The 19,579-nt window shown below is 69.1% G+C and carries 19 protein-coding genes; 12 read left to right on the top strand and 7 right to left on the bottom strand.

Annotation, left to right across the window (positions count from 1 at the left end; translation table 11 throughout):
• Positions 1-19: 19 nt before the first annotated feature.
• The 4 genes from AC3RXY_RS09045 to AC3RXY_RS09030 are packed head-to-tail and all read left to right on the top strand — an operon-like array spanning position 20 to position 3,865.
• Positions 20-1,291 carry an alanine racemase gene (locus AC3RXY_RS09045; protein ID WP_491510579.1) on the top strand — a complete coding sequence of 424 codons (1,272 nt, stop codon included), beginning with the start codon at positions 20-22 and terminating at the stop codon, positions 1,289-1,291.
• A gap of 11 nt (positions 1,292-1,302) precedes the next feature.
• Entirely contained in the window at positions 1,303-1,692 is a 390-nt protein-coding gene (locus AC3RXY_RS09040; protein WP_491510578.1) for a RidA family protein, read from the top strand.
• Entirely contained in the window at positions 1,685-2,416 is a 732-nt protein-coding gene (locus AC3RXY_RS09035) for an SDR family NAD(P)-dependent oxidoreductase (RefSeq protein WP_491510577.1), read from the top strand. The genes AC3RXY_RS09040 and AC3RXY_RS09035 overlap by 8 nt, the downstream gene beginning before the upstream one ends.
• Before the next feature lie 18 nt (positions 2,417-2,434).
• Positions 2,435-3,865: a hypothetical protein gene (locus AC3RXY_RS09030; RefSeq protein WP_491510576.1), complete on the top strand. Its 1,431-nt coding sequence runs from the start codon at positions 2,435-2,437 to the stop codon at positions 3,863-3,865.
• A 66-nt stretch (positions 3,866-3,931) separates the two neighbouring features.
• On the opposite strand, the gene AC3RXY_RS09025 is transcribed toward AC3RXY_RS09030, so the two are convergent.
• Entirely contained in the window at positions 3,932-4,729 is a 798-nt protein-coding gene (locus AC3RXY_RS09025) for a FadR/GntR family transcriptional regulator (RefSeq protein ID WP_491510575.1), read from the bottom strand.
• A gap of 184 nt (positions 4,730-4,913) precedes the next feature.
• Here AC3RXY_RS09025 and AC3RXY_RS09020 point away from each other — a divergent pair, with 184 nt between their 5' ends.
• From AC3RXY_RS09020 to AC3RXY_RS08995, 6 genes are read left to right on the top strand one after another with little or no spacing between them, the layout of a single operon-like run.
• Positions 4,914-6,476, top strand: a complete 1,563-nt coding sequence (locus AC3RXY_RS09020; protein WP_491510574.1) for an ABC transporter substrate-binding protein — start codon at positions 4,914-4,916, stop codon at positions 6,474-6,476.
• Positions 6,466-7,470, top strand: a complete 1,005-nt coding sequence (locus AC3RXY_RS09015) for an ABC transporter permease (protein WP_491510573.1) — start codon at positions 6,466-6,468, stop codon at positions 7,468-7,470. The genes AC3RXY_RS09020 and AC3RXY_RS09015 overlap by 11 nt, the downstream gene beginning before the upstream one ends.
• A gap of 2 nt (positions 7,471-7,472) precedes the next feature.
• A complete protein-coding gene (locus tag AC3RXY_RS09010) occupies positions 7,473-8,351 on the top strand; it encodes an ABC transporter permease (RefSeq protein ID WP_491510572.1) in 879 nt (292 codons plus the stop codon).
• Between the two features lie 17 nt (positions 8,352-8,368).
• Positions 8,369-9,955: an ATP-binding cassette domain-containing protein gene (locus AC3RXY_RS09005; protein WP_491510571.1), complete on the top strand. Its 1,587-nt coding sequence runs from the start codon at positions 8,369-8,371 to the stop codon at positions 9,953-9,955.
• Positions 9,952-11,490, top strand: a complete 1,539-nt coding sequence (locus tag AC3RXY_RS09000) for an amidohydrolase family protein (protein ID WP_491510570.1) — start codon at positions 9,952-9,954, stop codon at positions 11,488-11,490. Before AC3RXY_RS09005 ends, AC3RXY_RS09000 begins: the two co-directional genes overlap by 4 nt.
• A gap of 31 nt (positions 11,491-11,521) precedes the next feature.
• Positions 11,522-12,034 (top strand): GNAT family N-acetyltransferase, encoded by a 513-nt coding sequence (locus AC3RXY_RS08995; RefSeq protein ID WP_491510569.1) that lies wholly within the window; start codon positions 11,522-11,524, stop codon positions 12,032-12,034.
• A 274-nt stretch (positions 12,035-12,308) separates the two neighbouring features.
• Here the strand turns inward: AC3RXY_RS08995 and AC3RXY_RS08990 are convergent, their stop codons facing one another.
• The 4 genes from AC3RXY_RS08990 to AC3RXY_RS08975 form a co-directional block, all read right to left on the bottom strand.
• A complete protein-coding gene (locus AC3RXY_RS08990; RefSeq protein ID WP_491510568.1) occupies positions 12,309-13,811 on the bottom strand; it encodes an ABC transporter substrate-binding protein in 1,503 nt (500 codons plus the stop codon).
• 252 nt (positions 13,812-14,063) lie between these two features.
• Positions 14,064-14,414, bottom strand: a complete 351-nt coding sequence (locus AC3RXY_RS08985) for an HNH endonuclease (protein WP_491510567.1) — start codon at positions 14,412-14,414, stop codon at positions 14,064-14,066.
• Between the two features lie 102 nt (positions 14,415-14,516).
• Positions 14,517-15,680 (bottom strand): GTPase, encoded by a 1,164-nt coding sequence (locus tag AC3RXY_RS08980; RefSeq protein WP_491510566.1) that lies wholly within the window; start codon positions 15,678-15,680, stop codon positions 14,517-14,519.
• A 166-nt stretch (positions 15,681-15,846) separates the two neighbouring features.
• Positions 15,847-16,830, bottom strand: coding sequence for a Gfo/Idh/MocA family protein (locus tag AC3RXY_RS08975; RefSeq protein ID WP_491510565.1), 984 nt, complete (start codon positions 16,828-16,830; stop codon positions 15,847-15,849).
• A 266-nt stretch (positions 16,831-17,096) separates the two neighbouring features.
• Here AC3RXY_RS08975 and AC3RXY_RS08970 point away from each other — a divergent pair, with 266 nt between their 5' ends.
• Entirely contained in the window at positions 17,097-17,447 is a 351-nt protein-coding gene (locus tag AC3RXY_RS08970) for a carboxymuconolactone decarboxylase family protein (RefSeq protein ID WP_491510564.1), read from the top strand.
• Positions 17,448-17,573: 126 nt separating this feature from the next.
• On the top strand, positions 17,574-18,431 hold the full coding sequence (locus AC3RXY_RS08965; RefSeq protein WP_491510563.1) for a sulfurtransferase: 858 nt from the start codon (positions 17,574-17,576) through the stop codon (positions 18,429-18,431).
• Positions 18,432-18,447: 16 nt separating this feature from the next.
• On the opposite strand, the gene AC3RXY_RS08960 is transcribed toward AC3RXY_RS08965, so the two are convergent.
• On the bottom strand, positions 18,448-18,846 hold the full coding sequence (locus tag AC3RXY_RS08960) for a cupin domain-containing protein (RefSeq protein ID WP_491510562.1): 399 nt from the start codon (positions 18,844-18,846) through the stop codon (positions 18,448-18,450).
• Positions 18,847-18,997: 151 nt separating this feature from the next.
• Complete coding sequence (locus tag AC3RXY_RS08955) at positions 18,998-19,561, bottom strand: Lrp/AsnC family transcriptional regulator (RefSeq protein WP_491510561.1); 564 nt, start codon at positions 19,559-19,561, stop codon at positions 18,998-19,000.
• Positions 19,562-19,579 lie beyond the last annotated feature (18 nt).

The raw sequence follows: 19,579 nt of genomic DNA, 5'->3' as shown, positions 1-19,579 counted from the left end.
GAGCACAGGAGGAGGACGGATGACCGTCGAGCGGAGTGTCCGGGGGCGCGGCGACGAGCCTGTGCAGTTCGGCCAGGCCAGGGAAGAAAAGTCGCCCCCGAAGTCACTCGTGTCGGGCGACCTCCACGGAGCACTTCCCGATGTTCGCTTCAGCTGGCCCCTGCTGACGGTGAGCAGGTCGGCGCTGCTGTCGAACGCCGCGTCGATGGCAGACTTCGCCGCGACGGCCGGTGTCGCGCTTGCGCCGCACGTGAAAACCGCGATGTCCGAGGACGTGGCTCGGCTGCAGGCCCGGCACGGCGCATGGGCGCTGACCGTTGCCAACGCGAACCAGCTCCGGACGGTGCGCAGCTGGGGAACGTTGCGGGTGCTGGTGGCCAATGAGATCGTCGATCCTCTCACCATCGAGTGGCTGCGGGCGGAGCTGGCGTCTGAGCCCCGACTCATGGTCTACCTCTATGTCGACTCGCTCGCCGGTGCACAGGTCCTCAACCAGCACCTCGGCGTCATGCGTGACAGGGTGGGTGTTCTCCTCGAGCTCGGAGTGCCCGGAGGGCGGGCAGGATGCCGGAGCGTGCCAGAGGCGCTGGCTCTTGCGACCGCGGTTCGCGCACAGACGGGTTTGCTGCTCGCGGGCGCTGCCGGATACGAAGGATCGATTGTCGCGGCGGCCGGCGAGAGCGCCACGGATCGCGTCCGGGCTTTCGTGCGCGATCTGCGGCAGTTGGTCGGAGCCCTGCACGAGGGCGGCCTCCTCTCGCCTGGCGTGGAGAGCGTGATCAGCTGTGGCGGCAGCGCCCACGTGCCGACGGTCATCGATGAGCTGGCGAGACCGTTCGGCTTCCCGGTGCGGCCCGTGATCCGCAGCGGGTGCTACGTCTTCCATGACCACGGCTTCTACGCCCAGGCGGTCGATGCGCCGGGCAACCCGGTGATGACGCCGTCCCTGCAGCTCATGTCGCAGGTGCTCTCCACCCCGGAGCCGGGGGTCGCGATCCTCGACGCCGGGCGCCGGGACGTCGGTTTCGACCTCGGCCTGCCCGTCCCGTTGCATCGCCGAGGGCGGCGAGCGGGCGACGCAGCGCTCCCGCTCGACGGATGCGTGATCCGCGCACTCAATGACCAGCACGCCTACCTCGCGTGGCCGCCGGCTTCCGGGGTGGACGTCGCGGTCGGTGACGTCGTCGTCCTCGGCGTCTCGCACCCCTGCACCACGCTGGACAAATGGCCCGCCATTCCCGTCGTCGACGACGGTGACGTCGTCGTCGGAACCATCAACCCCACCTTCTGAAAGGACCATCCATGTCCCGTCCCCTTGTCGTCGAGGACCCGCAGCACTCCGGCGGAGGATGTTATGCCCCAGCGGTGCGCATCGGCGATCTCATCTACACCGCCGGGATGGCCCCGGTCGATCCGCGTACGGGCGACCTTGTTCTCGGCACTGTCGCCGAGCAGACGCACCTTGTGCTCGCCAACCTGGCGCGCGTTCTCGAGGCCGCCGGCTCAGACCTTGCCCATGTCGTCAAGGCGACCGTGCACCTCAGCGATGTCGCGGGGGGCTGGCAGGAGTTCGATGCCGCCTACCGTGAGCACTTCCCCGGTCATCGCCCGGCCCGGACGACGGTCGGGTCCTGCCTGAACGGTTTCGACGTCGAGATCGATCTCGTCGCCGTCGCGGCATGCCATGACTGACCCCGCGTGCAGCCCGGACGTCGCTGTCGTCACCGGTGCCGCCAGCGGGATCGGCGCCGCGGTCGCGGCACAGATGGCGGCAGACGGCATCGCGGTGATCGGGGTCGATCTCGTTGACGCCCCTGCGTTCTCCGGAGCGGGCTGGATCACGGCCGACGTTCGGGACACAGCGGAGATCGTCGCCCGGGTGAGGGAGTTCTCCCGCCCGCCCGGTGTGTTGGTCAACGCCGCCGGAGTCGGCTCGCGGGCGAGTGTCATGACCGTCGATCACGCGGAGCTACGGCGCGTCGTCGATATCAACACCTTCGCCCCCGTGCTCCTCGCCGGCGCTCTGCTGCCCGCGATGATGGCCGGAGGATACGGGCGCATCGTCAACGTGAGCTCTATCCATGGGCGCGCCGGCTACCCCGGCGCGATCGCCTATGACACCTCGAAGGCCGCGCTGGACAACGCCACTCGTTCGATGGCGGCGGAGGTCGCACGCTCCGGCGTGCTGGTCAACGCGATCGCTCCCGGGTTCGTTCGAACGCCATTGTGCTCCGATGAGCATCTCGCAGGCGACTGGTTCACCGCGGGTTTCGTCGCCTCCGGCCGGTTGCCGCAGGGGCGTGCGGCGGAGCCCGCGGAGATCGCGGAGCTCATCTGCTGGCTGGCATCCGAACGCAACACCTATGTGACCGGCCAAGTCGTCTATGCCGACGGCGGCCTCTTCTCCCGTTTCTGATCCCTCCCTGGAGTCCGTATGACCGATGAACCTCGCCCGCTGCGTGCCGGCGCCGCCTCGCTCCGCATCGATCCCCCCTTCGGGGTGGACCTGGTGGGCTTCCTCCGGAAGTGGGAGCCGATGGATGGATTCGGCCAGCCGCTGGAGGTCGGCGTGGTCGTCTTCGACGACGGAGCGCAACGGGTCGTCGTCGCCGCTGTCGACACCGGCAGCCTCGTCGGGGCGTTCGCAGCCCGTGCCAGGGAGTGCATCGCTGAAGCTGTCGGCACCGACGCCTCCCGCGTGCTCGTCAACGCCAGCCACACCCACTCCGCGCCGCCCCTTCCCGGCAACATCAAGACCGGGGGCAGCACCGCTGCGCTGCGTCCGCTTGAGGAACGCTACGCGGAGCAGGTTCTCGACGCCCTGCGCACGGCAGCGGCCCAGGCGGTCCAGCGGCTGGCGCCGGCGGTGGTCGGGCGTGGCACCGATGACTTCGGTGGAGGGGTGAACCGCCGCCAGCGCACCCCCGAGGGTAACACCATCATGGGCTGGAACCCGGAAGGCCCCGTCGACCGGACGGTCACGAGCGTGCGCATTGACGGGCTCGAGGGCGACGCGATCGCGACTCTCGTCTCGTACGCGTGCCATCCCACGGTGCTCGGCCCGGGTCTGCGCAACGCGTGCTCGGACTTCGTCGGTCCGATGCGGCAGGTGGTGCGAGATCACACGGGGGGCGAGTGCGTGTTCCTCCAGGGGTGCGCCGGCGACATCTTCCCGTGGGAGGCGATGCACGAGCGGCAAGGTCCCGAGGAGACGTTCGGGCGGAGCCTGGGGATCTCAGCGCTTCGAGCCCGTGAGCGCGCAGCGCCCGTGCGCCTCGAGCCCGAGGAGAGTCGGGTGCACAGCGCACAGCCGATCGCGCTGTGGCGACTCGTGCCTGTCCCCGAGCAGGGCGTACAGATCCTGGCGGCGCAGGAGAGGCAGGTATCTGTGCCGTTGCAGGAACTACCGACGGCGAAGGAGATCGCGGAGATCAGGTGCGAGCTGGTGGACCGCCACGAGCGCTTGTTGCGCGAGGGAGCCCCCCGGAGCGTATGGAACGCCACGTGGCTGCATCGGGAGTGGGCGCAGGAGATCGAACGGGGGCTCGCCGAGGGGCGGTACGGTCGAACGATCGAGGCGCCGGTGCAGGCGCTCGCGATCGGAGAGCTCACCATCGTCGCGCTGCCCTGTGAGCCGTTCACGGGGCTTGGGCAGGCCATCAAGGACGCGCTGGGGGCCGAGGTCCTGGTGGTCGGCTATGCGAACGGGATGATCGGCTACGTCCCGACCGCGGATGAGTTCCCGTGGGGCGGCTACGAGCCCTGGCTCGCGCCGCGACACTTCGGGATGCCAGCGCCTTTCGACCCCACCGCCGCGGATGCCCTCGTGCGCGCGGGTGTCGAGGTCGCACGGAGCCTTCGCTAGCGGCATCACCGTGCCAGCTTCGTCGCTCTGCGGTGCGGACAATCCGGAGGGACCGCCGCCCTTCGGTCAGGGGGTGCGCGCCCAGCGAGCGTCGATCGCGGCTTGTTCGCCCTCGGGGAACGCGCGGCGCAGCGTGGTGCGCACCGAGGCCTCCATGTGCTCGGCCATCGCCTGACGGGCGGCGTCGGCGTCGCGGCGCTGGATGAGTTCCGCGATGCCGGAGTGCTCTTCCCATACCGTTACGAACTCGTCGCGCTGGAGCTGATCCGCCGCCCAGGTGGGGATGAGCTCCAGCCGCACATCGGCGACGAGGTGGGCGAGCACGTGATTGTGCGCCCCCGCGGCGATGCTGCGGTGGAACGCCAGATCTTCATCCGCCAACCACTCCCTGTCCAGCTCCCAGGACTCGTCTCGAAGGCGGGACAGGCAGGCGTTCGCGCGCTCGACGAGGGCGTCGCACTCCGGCTGCGGCGCTCGCGTGGCGCAGCGGACGGTCGCTGCCTCCTCGAGGACGGCCCTGACCTCGAACAGGTCCACCGCCAGCTCGCCGCTGTACTGCTCGCGGGCGATGGCGTACTTCACGAGAGCGTCCAGGAAGCGCCAGGAGGACGTCGGCGCCACGACCGAGCGGCGACCGTGGTGCACGAGCACGAGTCCGGCTGCCGCGAGCGCCTGAACTGTCTCACGGGCGACGGTGCGGCTCACGCCGTAGCGGGAAGAGATCTCCTCGCTCGGCGGGAAGGTGGACCCGGCTGGGAAGCGACCCGCGACGATCTCCCGTGCCATGCGCCGGGCGAGCTGCTCATGCAGCTTGCCTGTCTCGAGCGCGTCGAGTGAGAGGAGGTCTCCCTCGTTTCCAGCCATGCCATTCGCCCCTTGGTCGTCTGGAGAGATGATCAGTACCACTCTCGAGCGCTGAGCTTATCAACCAGTCACGCGGATCTGCGGCGGCGAGGTTGACATCTCTTCCTGCGCTCGGTTTACTACTCATAATATCTCCACACCACTTGGGTGTCTGACTGAACGAGGAACCCGAATGACCGTTTCCATGCAAGGTTGCAGGAGCCGTATCGGTTACCGCGCGACGATCCTGACGCTGTCCATCGCGACGATGCTCTCGCTGTCGAGCTGCTCCGGGGGCGCCTCATCCCCGACCCCCCAGGGCGGAGCAGAGGGCGAGCCGCCGAAGACGGTCACGATCGGACTGCCGCTGACGGTGTCGACCTTCGACCCGGTCGTCGCGATCCAGGAATCTGACGTGATGACACAGGCCCTCATCGGTGGCACTCTCACGCGAGCGACCGACGAGGGCATCGCGTTCGAGCTCGCCGAATCGTGCGCGTTCGACGAGCCGGCCACCGCCTACACGTGCACGATCCGCGATGAAGCGGCGTTCTCGGACGGCACGGCCGTGACAGCGGACGACGTCGTCGCGACCTTCGAACGTCTGCTCGCCTCCGAGAGCAACGTCAACGCCGGGCTCGTCGCGAATGTCGCCTCCGTCCAGGCCCGAGACACCGCCACCGTGGTGTTCCAACTGAGCACACCGCAGGCAAGCTTCCCGCTCGCGCTGTCGCAGGGACCGCTCGGTATCTCACCCGCCGCTGGTCTGAGCGATCCTGCGTTCTACGACAAGCCCGTCGTCGCCGGGCCGTACGTGCCGTCGCGATCGGGCGGCACAACCGTCACCTTCACCCGCAACCCGCACTACCCGGCCGCGCTCGCCCCGGTTCTGGACACCGTCGTCTTTGACACCATCACCGATCCCAGCACACGGCTTGCGCAGCTCAACGCCGGTCAGATCGACATCGCCCACTCGATCAGTCCGAACCAGCTCACACAGGTTCTCTCGCCCGGGCAGCCGCACGTCACGCCGCAGTATGGCGGGATCTACATCTACATGAATGGTGAGGGCGGGGCTCTCAGCGATCCGGCTGTGCGCAAGGCCATCTCGCTCGCGGTGGACCGCGAGCAGCTGAACACGGTCGCCTTCGGCGGGGAGAACACCCCCATCGGCGGATTCTTCCCATCTCCCATGGAGGGCTATGACCCCGATGCCCCCACGGCGCGCGATCTCGATGCGGCGGCGGCGCTTCTGGCGGGGTCCGCATGCAGTGGCGGATGCGAGATCTCCCTCATGGTGCGCGCCGGGTACGCGCCCTATGACGCGATGGCCACCGTCGTCCAACAGAACCTCGCCGAGGTCGGGATCGAGGTGACGCTGCGCAACGCCGACCAGGCCACGGCCAACCACGATGAGATCAACGGGAACTTCGAGATGGAGATCGGCAACCTCTACGACACCGTCAACGCGCCAGAGCTGATCCTGCTCACCTACGGGCTGACAAGCGCGGGCGGGATCGGTGCGCTCTTCTCCGGGTACAGCAACCCAGAGGTCGATGCCCTGGCCGCACAGCTCACTTCGACAACGGGTGGGGAGCGGGACGCGATCCTGGCGAAGATCAACGCGGCGTTCGCTGCGGATCTCCCGTTTGTTCCCCTTCTGGATGCGGCAACCGCCTGGGCGAGCAGAGTGGGCACGGACCTGATCCGATTCACCTCTTCCGGCACGTACCAGGTTGCGGCGGAGGGCCACGGAATTGGCCAGTGACGTCGAGACGCCGCCGACCACGGCCACGTTTCGGACCACCGCTGCGGGCTCCCGCGCGAGCGCGCTGCGACCCCTGGGCTCCCGCCTGGTCCAGACCGCGGTGGTGCTCGCTCTGGTCACCGTCATCAGCTTCTTCCTGATCCACCTCGTCCCCGGCGACCCGGCGCAGACGATCCTCGGCCAGCGGGCGTCGGAGGAGAAGCTCGCCGCGGTCCGGGAAGCGCTCGGCCTGAACCGCCCCCTCTGGGAACAGTTCGGTGGCTTCGTCCTCTCGCTGATGCAGGGCGATCTCGGCACCAGCGCCACGCAATCGGGCAGGGCCGTATCCGACATCCTCCTGCCCGCGCTCGGCGTGACCGCGTCCGTCGTGGCGCTGGCCACGATCATCGGCACGGTATGCGGCATGCTCTCCGGCCTGCTAACCGCTTTCAGCACGCTCCGCGTCACGAAGTCCGCACTCGACACCGTCGCGACCGTTCTGCTGGCGGCGCCCTCCTTCCTGCTCGGGCTGATCCTGGTGGTCGTCGTCGGCGTGGAATGGAAGCTGGCACCCGCGGGGGGCTGGGCGGGCTCCTGGCCCGACAACCTCGCCTACATGTGGCTTCCGGCGATCGCGCTCGCCGCTTACCTCGGTGCACTCGTGCACCGTGCCGTCTATACCAGTGCGGCAGACGCCCTGCGGCAGAACTACGTCGAGGCGGTCACCGCGCGGGGCTTCGGGCAGGCACGCATCGCTCTGCGCCACGTCCTGCCGAACAGTCTGCTGCCCACGATCTCCATCATCGGCCTGAACGTCGGCAGCCTGATCGGCGGGGCCGCGGTGATCGAGGCGGTCTTCGACCTCCCGGGCATCGGCACCCGCCTCGTCGACGCGGTCTCGCAGCGGGACTATCCGACGATCCAGGCTGCGGCCCTGATCACAGCGTTGATCGTGGTCCTGGCGAACCTCGCAGCTGACCTTCTGAACAACGTGATCGATCCGAGGACACGATAAGCATGACTCTTGCTCAAGCAACCGGCATCGAAGTCGATCCGCGTGCCACCCCGGCGAAGCAGCGCTGGGCCTTCATCATCGCTGTGGCCGGCCTGGCAGGCATCGTCCTCTCCTGCGTCCTGGTGCCCCTCCTCAAGCCGTACGGACCCAATGACTTCATCGGCGTCCCGTTCGCCCCGCCCAGCTGGGCGTTACCGTTCGGCACCGACCAGTTCGGCCGAGACGTGTTCCTGCGCTCCCTGGTCGGTGGTCAGATCGATCTGCTCGTGGCGGTGGTGGGCGTGACGATCCCCCTCGTGGCGGGCACGGCGATCGGTGTCTTCTCCGGCTACAAGGCCGGGACCTGGATCGATGCGGTGATCATGAGGATCGCCGACGCGATCCTCGCGTTCCCCTTCATCATCCTGATTCTGGCGCTCTCGGTCATCCTGGGAGCCGGCGTCACCTTCGGCTTCCTTCCGCGTGGTCTTCCCGCCCTGTTCATCGCGCTGTTCCTGACGAGCTGGACGGTCTACGCGCGCATCGCTCGAGCTGAGACGCTCAGCTTGCGCGGCCGTGACTTCGTCGTCGCCGCCGAGGTGTCCGGACTGCGGCGGCGCACCATCGTGATGCGTCACCTGGTCCCGAACGTGCTGCCGGCCACGATCACCTATGCGCTCAGCGACGCCGTGTTGCTGATCGGCGTGACAGCGTCGCTCCCCTTCCTCGGCGCCGGCGTACAACCGCCTGCGGCGGAATGGGGCGGCATCATCTACGACGGGCGGCCGTACCTGGCCTCCGCTCCCTGGATCTCGCTGGGTCCTGGCCTGCTGCTGATCCTTACCGGTGTGCTCATCCGAGTCGCCGGGCAGAACCTTCGAATCGTACGGGGTGACGATTGAAAACCGCCAGCCAGACCGTGAGCAGCACGCTCACAGTCGCCGACCTCTCCGTCCGCAAGGACACGGCTTCTCTCGTCAAGGAGGTGTCTTTCGTCGTCCCGGCCGGGCAACGCTGCGGGATCGTGGGGGAGACCGGATCGGGAAAGTCTCTTGTGTGCCGCTCCCTCATCGGGCTCGCGCAGCGTCGAGGCCTCAACGTGACCGGTTCCGCTGCCTTGGGCGCGACCGACCTGTTGGAAGCGCACCGTGCCCGCCGCACGAGTGTCGCCGGCACCCGAATCGGTTTCGTGCCGCAAAGCTCCCTGAGCTCCCTGAACCCGGTGATGCGCGTCGACAAGCAGATGCTCGAGACGACCGCCCGTTATGAGAGCGATGCGCCCGCTGCGCGGCAGCGGGCGCTGGAACTGCTCGACCAGGTGAAGATGCCGTACCCGGACCGCGTGCTCCGCAGCTACCCGCACCAGCTGTCCGGCGGCATGCGCCAGCGTCTGATGATCGCGCTGGCCATCGCCGGCCGACCAGAGGTGCTCATCGCCGACGAGCCGACCACAGCGCTGGACGCATCAGTGCAGAAGGCGATCCTCGACCTCATCGCCGATCTCTGCGACACCCAGCACATGAGCCTCGTGCTCGTCTCGCACGACCTGGGGGTCATCAAGGACCTCTGTGCAACCACCCTGGTGATGCACAAGGGCCGACTCGTGGAGCAGGGGCCGACCAATCAGGTGTTCGGTGCGCCCTCCGCGGCTTACACCCGCACGCTGATGGAGGCCAGCCACGTCGCCGGCGCTCCCGCCCCCGTGCCCCGCACCATGACGTCGTCCGGATCGCCATTGCTTCGTCTGGACCGGGTGACCGGCGGTTACACCCGGTCCGCACCGACGGTGCACGACGTGCTGATCGAGGTCCACGCGGGGGAATCCGTCGGTCTGGTGGGCGAGTCAGGCTCCGGGAAGTCGACGCTTGCGAAGATGGCGGTCGGGCTGCTCGAGCCGAGCAGCGGCAGCGTTCGCCTCGGGGGCGAGGCGACCGCCGATCGTGGTGCCGGACGCCAACGCGCCCAGATGATCTTCCAGGACCCCTACGCGTCGCTGAACCCGAGGATGCGGGGGGTGGACGTGGTCGCCCAGGTGCACCGGCGCTGGACGGGAGCGAACCACGCGGATGCGGAGGAGGCGGCCTTCGCGCTGCTCAGCCGCGTCGGGCTCCCGAAGCAGATCGCGGAAAGACGACCTCGCCAGCTCAGCGGGGGCGAGTGCCAGCGTGTCGGCATCGCCCGTGCATTGGCTGCTCAGCCTCGCCTGCTGGTCGCCGACGAGCCCACGTCCGCCCTGGATGTGTCCGTGCAGGCGCAGATACTGGCATTGCTCGAGCAGCTCCGCGCTGAGGAGGGCATCGGGATCCTGTTCATCACGCACGACCTGGAGGTCGTCCGCCGGATGACCTCACGGTCCTATGTGCTCGCAGACGGCGTCGTGGTGGAGGAGGGGCCGACCGGTTCGCTGCTGTCCGCGCCGGCCCACGCGTACACGAAGAGGCTGGTGGCGTCGATCCCCGGCCGCGCGGCCACGGCAGTTCCCCGCCCAGAGGAGGCTCACCGATGACGACCACGAAGACACTCCTGCGCGGCGGCACCGTCGCCGATGGTCGGGCGACCCGCTCGCGTATCGCAGACGTGCTCATCGAGGATGACCGTATCGCGGCGGTAGGCAACGTCGAGCAGACGGAGGAGATGCAGGTCATCTCGCTCACGCCGTCGCACGTGATCTTGCCCGGATTCATCGACATGCATGTGCATGGCGAGCCGCTCATCTTCACCGACGGTGCGGTGAACCCGGACCTGCAGCAGGGGGTGACCACGGTCGTCCTCGGGCAGGACGGTATGAGCTGGATCGGCTCCGCCGCGCAGAGCGCGTCGTATCTGACGCGGTACTTCGGCGCCGTCAACGGAGCCGCCCCCGCCGGCGGGTGCACCGTGGCGGAGTTCTTTGACACGGTCCGCGGCAGGTTGCGCCAGAACGTCGTCACACTTCTCTCCCAGGGCACCATCCGGCACGCGGTGTCCGGAGACTCGCCGGAGCCTCTCGACGTCGACCAGCAGCGCCGGGTCGCGAGGATCGTGGAGCGCGGGCTGGAGCAGGGCGCTCGAGGCATCTCGAGCGGTCTCGACTACATCCCGAGCCGCTTCTCCGCGCCCGCGGAGATGGCGGCCTTCACCGCACCCGTCGCTGCGGCAGGCGGAACGTACTTCTCGCATCTGCGTGGGTACGGAGGAGCGCTCCGCGCGGGGCTGACCGAGATGCGTGAGGTGAGCGCGCACACCGGCGTGCGCGCGCACGTCAGCCACCTGTGGGGCGACCGTGGCACCGCGGCGGATGCGCTGACGCTGTTCGAGAGGTGGCCGGCGCCGGTGACCTTCGACCTCTACCCGTACACCTGGGCGAGTTCGCTTCTGGCGATGTTCCTCCTCCCTGCCGACTGGCAGGCGCACGGTACGGCGTCGACCATGCAACGCATCTCGGCACCGGATGCCGAGGACGCCCTGGCCGTCCACGTCTCCGCGATGGGAATCGACCTCTCTGCCGTCACGCTCGCGAGCGTGCCGGCATCCGCGCGCGAGCTCTCCGGTGCCACGCTCACCGCCGCTGCCGCACGTCGCAAGACGAGTCCTGAACGTCTGGCCCTCGACCTTCTCATCGATGGAAAGCTCGAGGTCGGAGCGCATATCGCGCGCGCCGGGATCACCCTGGACGATGTCGACTTCCTCCTGGGGCAGCCGGGCGCCACGGGAGGGTCGGACGGCATCTATATCGGGCAGTCGCCGCATCCGCGCGGGTGGGGATCGTTCATCTCGCTGTGTCAGCGCTATCTCGACCTCGACCCCCTCGATGGGTTGGCGCTTGCCGCGCGTGCGCTCGCTGCCGTTCCGGCCGCCACGCTCGGGCTCGGAGATCGGGGGACGATCGCCGCCGGTCTGAACGCGGATCTCGTCGTCCTCGACCAGGCGCTTCTTTCGGCGCCGGCCTCCTACGCGCACCCGCGGGAACCGGTCAGAGGTGTCCACGCTGTTTTCGTCAACGGCGCCCTCACCGTCGACCGGGCCGTCCTCACCACAGCGCGCGCCGGGCAGACCCTCTAAACCCTCCCCCGATCCAGACGAAGAGAGAATCATGAGCCGTTCAATCCGCCCCGCCGCCTCCGACGACATTGCGTCGATCCAGGACATCGAACGTCGTGCCGGTGCGGCGTTCTGCACCGTCGGTATGGACGAGATCGCCGCAGACGATCCGCCCAGCGCCGCAGACCTCGCGGAGTACATCTCCGGCGGTCGGGCATGGGTGGTCACTGATGACGCCTGCCGGGTCTGCGCCTACGTGCTCGTCGACGAGATCGAAGGAAACGCCCACATCGAACAGGTCACGGTTGCCCCGGAGAACGCCCGCCAGGGGCTCGGTGCCGAGCTGATCGATCACGTCGACCGGTGGGCCCGCACACGCGAGCTGGACGGTCTGACGTTGACGACGTTCACCGATGTCCCCTGGAACGCTCCCTACTATCAGCGCCTCGGGTTCCGCGCCCTGGCACCGGAGGAGCTGAGCGCGGGACTGCGCGGTGTGCGCGCGCACGAGGCGGAGCTGGGGCTTGACCGCTGGCCGCGCACCGCCATGGCCCGGTCGTTCTGAACCCGCCCCGTGCCCGTCGAGAGACGGCCCAGGGCAGCCTTCCCGACCCCCTCACGATCCTGCCGGACGCTCCGGCTCGATCGTGAGGGGGTCGTGGTCTGCCGGCTGTTCGCCTCGTTCTGCGACCCGTGGCGGAAGTCCGGAGGCCGAGTCTGCCGTGCGTCAGCGATCTCGGCAGGGGGAGCGGATAGGCGGTGCGGGCGTCCGGAAAGGGCGGCGCCGCCCGGCGGGAGTGTTCTCCGCCGGACGGCGCCGCTGATCTGCTGCCGGAGCGCTACTCGACCTCGAAGTAGCCGTTCGCGGTGTGCGTCACCCACTCCGACACTCCGGGACCGTATCCGGTCACCGCACCCCACTGGTTGATGGGGACGTAGGGCAGATGCTCGGCGAAGAGGGCGTTGACGGTCTGGAGGGCCGCCGCTTGCTCTGCACCGGTGGACACGTCCGCCTGACGCGCCGCCTCGTCCAGGTCGGGTAGCGCGAAGCCGGAGAACAGCGCCTCGATACCGCCGGTCGACAGGACGGCGTACTTCAGATAGGTCCCGACATCCGGCAGGGGGAGTCCCAGAAACTCGATCTCCATCTCGAAGTCGCCGCTCAGCTCTGCCTGCGCGGCCGCCGCGTTGTCGATGTTCTGGATCTGGACGGTAATACCGATCTCGGCAAGATTCTCCTTCATGATCACGGTGCTCTTCTGATCGATGGGGCGGCCCGCGCGCGCCAGCGCGCCGATCGTGCAGCCGGCCTCGCACACCGTGCCCTGCAGAAGCGCCCGCGCCTCATCGAGGTCGCGCTCCGGCGGCGTGACTTCCTCGGCGCCGGGGATGCCGGGCGGCAGCAGGTATCCGAGGCCGGGGTTCGTCCCGTTCCAGACCACCTGATTGATCTGCTCTCGGTCGAGCGCGGCGCTGATGGCCTTGCGCACCCGCACGTCGGACAGCGGGCCGGTGCGCGTGTTCATGAAGATGTAATAGATGCCGGTGAGCAGCGTGACCTCAGCGTCGATACCCTTCTCTGTCAGCGTGCCGACCGAGAAGGGATCGAGCTCGGTCGCGACCTGGATCTGTCCGCTCTGCAGCTGCGCGACGCGGGTGTTGATGTCCTGCACCTCGCTGAACTCGATCCGTGTGATCGTCGGAGCATCCCCGTGGTAATGCGGGTTGGCCTCGATCACGGAATCCGATCCCGCAGCGTCGACCTCGGCGATGCGGTACCGACCCGCTGACACCGGCATATCGAAGAAGTCCGCGCTTTCCAGCTGGGTCGCAGGGTAGACGGGATGCCAGGGCGCGGCGAGGAGGACCGGGAGGGCGGGCCGCGGGTGATCCAGAGTGATCTGGATCACATTGTCTTCCGGCACCTCGATCGCCGTCCACCCGGCGAAGTCGGCAGCGTTCGGGTTCCCGGCGTCGGAGCGCTGCCATTCGAGAGACGCCTGGACGTCGTGGGCGGTGAGGGCCGAGCCGTCGGAGAACTTCAGGTCAGGCCGGAGCACGAAGGTGTGCGTCAGCCCGTCGTCGGAGACGTCGTGGGATGCGGCGAGACCCGGCTCTGTTCCTGAGCCATCCTCCGTCAGGTTCATCAGTGTGCCGTTGATGAGGTGGCCGACGGCCAGCGGCGTATTGGCCGTGGTGGTGTTCAGATTGAAGTTCCCGGTCGGGTCGGGCACCGCGATCCGAATGCTCGACGGGGGGCCGGACGAGGCCGGCGATGGCGCCTCGCCGGCGGTCGTGCAGCCTGCGAGAACCGCGAGCGCGACGACGACGGTCACGGACACCGCCGTGCGTCTCGCGGTTCTGTGGTTGTGATGTTTGTTCCCACACCTACTGTTCCGACCAAGCACCATTACTCCAGACGTCAGGTGATAATATCTCCTGCAGAATAGGGCAGGTATTCGGGAGCGTCAAGGGCATCTGGCGCCCTCGGCTCGCTGCCTTCGGCCGTGCCGGGCAGGGCGGGAGCGGGGGATATCTGCTGGTCTCCGGTCTGCCCGACTCCGCGGAACAGGGTCAGGCTCTGCGGCCGGGGGTCACTCCGCAGCGGCGCGCAGCCGTGCCGTGATCTCGACCCACCGCCCCAGGAAACGCGGTTCATCGAACCGGCGGCGCCGCATCCACGACGTCACCTCGTCGTTGCACTTGCTGGCGTTGCATGAGCCGCACGCCGGCACGACGTTGTCGACCGTGTAGCGCCCGCCGCGCGAGATCGGCAGGACGCAGTCCTTCTGGAGCGGCACGGCATCGGTGCCGCAGTATGCGCAGCAGGCCCACGCCTCACGGATGCGAGACCATTCGGCCGCGGTCAGATCGCTGCCCGATGCGGCCACCCGGAGTGTTCGCCGCCGCGCGGCGCGCGCACGACGGGTCTGACGGACGGCCATGAGACCAGGCTACCTCCCGTGCCGCCGGCCGCTGCGTGTCATCAGCCGCTGCGTGCTGTGCCGGCCGGGCGGATGCCCGCGTGATGGGCCGTGCGCCGGGGCTCACCGTCCGACGCGGTGCGCAGCCATCTTGTGCACGACGTCCAGGAACGATGGGGCGAAACCCTTCCATGCCGTGTCGATCTTCGACACCGGGATGCGGCCGGTGTGCACCTGCTCGCACAGCCGCAGCCATCCCTCGCCGGTGGCCGCGGTCAGCGAGAAGGCCACGGCCGCGTTCACGACGCTGCCTGCCCCCGGGATCAGTTTGAGGAAGCTGCGCGCCAGCGCCTGCCCGGTGACCTGCACGCCGAGCTGGGCCAGGGCGCCCGCCGAGAGCATCGTCGTCAGCTCCAGGTCGTAGATCGCCGCGATCCGGCCCATCATCGTCAGCTGGATCGGCGCCAGGGCGGTCGCATCTGCGACAGGGATCGGAACCGCCGCTGCAGCAGCCGCCGCAGACGACGCGGTGGCGATGACGGGTCTGGCCATCTCCCGCTTCCACGGGAGGTTGAGCCGCTGCGCGATGCGAAACGCGTCCTTCTCGTCTTCCGGCGAGAGGGACAGGGTCTCCGCCACGAGATCACCGAGCCCGTGGCCCTTGCCCTTCCCGTGCTGGTCCTGTGTGGATGTGAGGACGACGCGCTGCAGGGGCAGATGCAGGGGACTCCCTGATCCGTCCGCCGGGTTCTCCAGCCAGTCGCGGAACCGCTCGACATTCGCCGGGGCGCGGTATGCACCGGTGATCGGGTTGCGCAGCCAGTTCACCTTGGTGAGGACGAGGATCACGGGCAGGCCCGCCGCATCGAGCTCGCGGATCATGTCGATATCGGGCTGAGTGAGTCGGTCGGCCGTGGCCAGCACGCAGTACCAGACCACGGCGATCTGCTGGTCTGCGGGCTGTTGTGAGACGCGCTTCAGATGGGTGCGCAGGGTCTCGGCGGGCGACAGGGCGGAACCGATCTCGAAGCCCTCGAAGTCCCAGATGCCCAGCGACGCATCGTGGTAGTAGTGCACCCCGGCGGTGACGGGCAGTCCGGTGCCGACGCGGGCGTGCTCGCGGCCGAAGACCGCGTTCACGAGCGACGACTTGCCGACACCCGTCCCGCCGATGATCGCGAGATTGAACCGGCCGTACCGGCTCTTCGCCTTGGATGCCGCCTCGATGAACGGGCGGTCGTCCAGGTGCCCGCCGTTCTCGGCTGGCGTGATCGGCCCTGCTGCCATGGGGTCCTCCGGCTCTCGCTGCCGCCACGGTATCCGATCAACAGGCGCGGATGCTGGGTGCCCGCGCCGCGCCGTCCCGAACTCAGGCAAAACCAGGCAGGGCGGCCGGAATCAGGCGCTATCGGCGCCGCCGTGCGATTTCTGCCGGAGTACGGGTGCGGGCGCCTCAGGCCTTCGACGGGTAGACCACGCCGATCTGCGCGCGGATCTCGTCCAGGGCGCCCATGATCGCCACGCTCTCGCCGAACGGCAGGACGTCGCTGTCGCGGAGCCCGTCGGCGAGCAGCCGCTCGGCGTGCAGGGCCTCGTACTGCATGCCCGTCCCCTCGACCTCAGAACGGAACTCCTCCCGCACGGTTCCGTCGGAGGCGATCAGGCGGAACGAGGTCGGGCAGAACCAGCGGCGGTCGATCTCGATACGCGCCTCGGATCCGACGATCTGGGCGACGTTGGCGCCCTCGCCGCGCGAGGAGCAGAACAACGACGACACCGCGCCGGACTCGTGCGTCATCGCCGCAGCGACCTCGGTGTCCGCCCCTGTCTCGCCGAGACGGCCGACAGCACGGATCTCGGTCGCGTCCCCCAGCACGTCCCAGATGAACGACAGCGGATACACGCCGAGGTCGAGGAGTGCCCCGCCTCCGAGCTCGAGCGCGTTGAGGCGGTGAGCCGGATCGGCCGACAGGCGCGCGGCGTGGTCAGCGGTGACGGTGCGAATATCGCCGAGCGCTCCCTCCGCCAGCAGCTCCCGGATGCGCACCATATGGGGGAGGTGCCTGGTCCACATCGCCTCCATCGCGAGCAGGCCGGAAGCGGCCGCGAGGTCGCGGATCTCGGCGGCTTCTGCTGCGTCGAGGGTGACGGGCTTCTCGATCAGCACGTGCTTGCCCGCCCGCAGCGCCAGCAGGGTGTCCTCGCGGTGGCGGCTGTGCGGCGTGGCGACATAGACGATGTCGACATCCGGGTCGTCGACCAGAGCCTCGTAAGACGCGTGGACGCGAGGGATGTCGAACTCCGCGGCGAAGCTCTCGGCGGCTCCCGCCCTGCGGGATCCCACCGCGGCGACGTCGAGGCCGGCCGTGCGCAGATCACGGGTGAAGGTGTGAGCGATTCCGCCCGTGGCGAGGATGCCCCATCGAAGTGCCGTCATGTTTCGAGCGTACGGGCCGTCGGGCCCCGGGCGCGCTCGCGGCTCGTTCCCAACTCAGGCGCAATCCGCCGCGGCCGCCGCCAACCGCCCATTTCGGCGCCGCGCGGCAGATTCTGCCTGAGTTGGGAACGTCGGATCGGGGGCTGAGATGTCATCGCACGACGCACACGCGCTTGCCGGCGGCGTGCGGGCCAGGATGAGAGACGGGCGCGACCCGGTCGGGGGTGCCCGCCCGGCAATCGCCGTCCGAACCGTGAGGAGAACCCATGACCGCTTACTTCGACCCCGAACGCGACCGCACCTACACGCGCGTCTACAAGCAGGAGACGCCGGACATCCTCGCCGCGTTCGCCGCGTTCGACCGCACGGTCTTCCAGGAGGAGGGGCGTGAGATCCCGCTCAAGTACCGCGAGCTGATCGCGGTGGCCGTCGCTCTGACCACCCAGTGCGTCTACTGCATCGACGCTCACTCTGCTCGTGCCGTCGAAGCCGGCGCCACGCAGGCCGAGCTCGCCGAAACGGCGTGGGTGGCGACCGCGCTGCGCGCCGGTGGCGGATTCGCGCACGGCCGCCTGGCGTTCAAGCTCAGCGGGGGCGCCGAGGAGCACCAGCACTGACCTCCCGACGCCTCGGCATCCGTCTGCCGTGCGCGCAGCGACCTGTGTTGCCGGATGCGACGGCGGGTTGCCTTTTGTTTCACCGCGTCGACCGTGGCGGAGGCGAGTGGGGTGACACTCGGGAGCATGTCTCCCCTCATCGACGCGACGGCACTCGCCGCGGAGATCGCCGCGGGCGGCAGGCACGTGCGCGTGATCGATGTGCGCTGGCGCCTGGACGCACCGGAGGGGCGCCCGGAGTACGTTTTCGGACACCTGCCCGGAGCGGTGTACGTCGACCTCGAACGGGAGCTCGCCCGCCCCGGCTATCCAGAAGAGGGGCGTTATCCGCTGCCGCTGCACGATGCTCTGCAAGATGCGGTGCGCCGCTGGGGCGTGGGCGATGGGGACCTGGTCGTGGCCTATGACGACAATGACGGCGTCGCCGCGTCACGGGCGTGGTGGCTGCTGCATCGGAGGGGCGTCGACATCCGTGTGCTCGATGGGGGCCTGCGCGCCTGGGTCGCGCAGGGCTTCACGCTCGAGCAGGGGGATCGGATCGCCCGGACGGGTACGGCTGCGCTCCGCGACGCCGAGCCGGATCTCGCCACGATCGACGATGCCGCCGCCGCACCCCGCCGGGGGACCCTCGTCGACGTGCGCGCGCCGGCGCAGTATCGCGGGAGCGCGGACAGCGGGGATCCTGCCGGGGGCCACATCCCCGGGGCGGTCAACGTGCCGGCGATCCTGCATATGGCCGCGGACGGCCGGTTGCGCTCGCCGGAGGAGATCCGGTCGACGCTCGCGCACGCCGGTGTGGACCTGGACGCGCCGATCACGCTCTATTGCGGGCTCGGCATCGCGTCGACCCACTCCGCCCTGGCGCTCACCCGCGCCGGTCTGCATCCGCGGGTGTACGCCGGGGCATGGAGTCAGTGGGCGCGTACGCCCGGGCGGCCCGTGGCGATCGGACGGACGCCGAGCGACGCGCTGCAGGGAATCTAGGCGGTCGCGCCCCTGGTCACGGCGCCCAGGGGAACGCGCGGTCGTTGTCGATCGACCAGTCCTCGCCGACCGCCGCCAGCGGCTCGCCCGCCGCGCGCACGCACAGCCACTTCAGCGGCGTGGAGCTGTCCGGGTAGGCGCGCAGCGTGTGCATCGCGTTCGCGCCGACGCGCACGATCGTGCCCGGCTGCACCGGGACGACCTCGTCGTCGATCGCCAGCTCGCCCCAGCCGGCGAGGAAGATGTACAGCTCCTCCAGCTTGGAGTGGCTGTGCCACATCGTCGAACCGTCCGCCCCGGGTGCGGTGGAGTTCACCGACATGCCGACGTTCTTCATGCCCAGCTCCCCGTCGACGAACGTCTTGCCGTCCCAGGTGTCGATCGCGCCTGCTTCATATGCGGTGTAGTCAGCCATGTCGCTACGCTATCCGAGCTCCGTGGCCGTCGGCCCTCGTTCCTTACTCAGGCAGAATCGGCCGCAGCAGGCCGTGGCCGGACCAACGGGGGTTTCGGTGCCGATGCTGCCTGAGTGCGGCGTCCGGCCAGGCGGAACCGGGCGACGCGGCTCACCGGGCCGCCGGGCGAGCGCGGCGGGGCGCGTGCTCGAAGATGAGGCTCGTGCTGGTCGCCGCCACCTCCGGCCGCAGGCTCAGGGTGTCCGAGACGAGCTCGCGCAGCGCCGCAGCGTCGCGCACCGCGACATGCAGCAGGAAGTCGCGGTCGCCCGCGACGAAGTACACCCGCTGCGTGGCCGGCAGCTCCTCCAGATAGGCCTGGAACCGGCGCAGGTCGCCCCGCGCATGCGCGTGCAGCCGGATGGTGATGAGAGCTTCGAGATGCAGCCCGCGGGCGGCCGGGGAGACCTCTGCGCGGAACCCGGTGATGACGCCGCGGTCGATCAGCGCCCGCACCCGCTTGTGACAGGTCGACTCGGCGACGCCGACGCGACGCGCGAGCTCGGTGTTCGAGGCGCGGCCGTCGTGCTCGAGGGCATCGATGATCGCCAGGTCGATCGCGTCCAGCCCGCCATCCGCGGACGAGGCGGCTGCCGGGGCGGCGCGACCGGAAGAACTCGCTGTCATCGACGGCGAATCGGGGGATGCGGAGGAGATTCCGCGGAGATCGGTCATTTTGGCTCCTGTTTCTTC

It is taken from the genome of Microbacterium longlingense (assembly GCF_058349825.2).
This window is presented reverse-complemented; position numbering and strand designations above follow the sequence as displayed.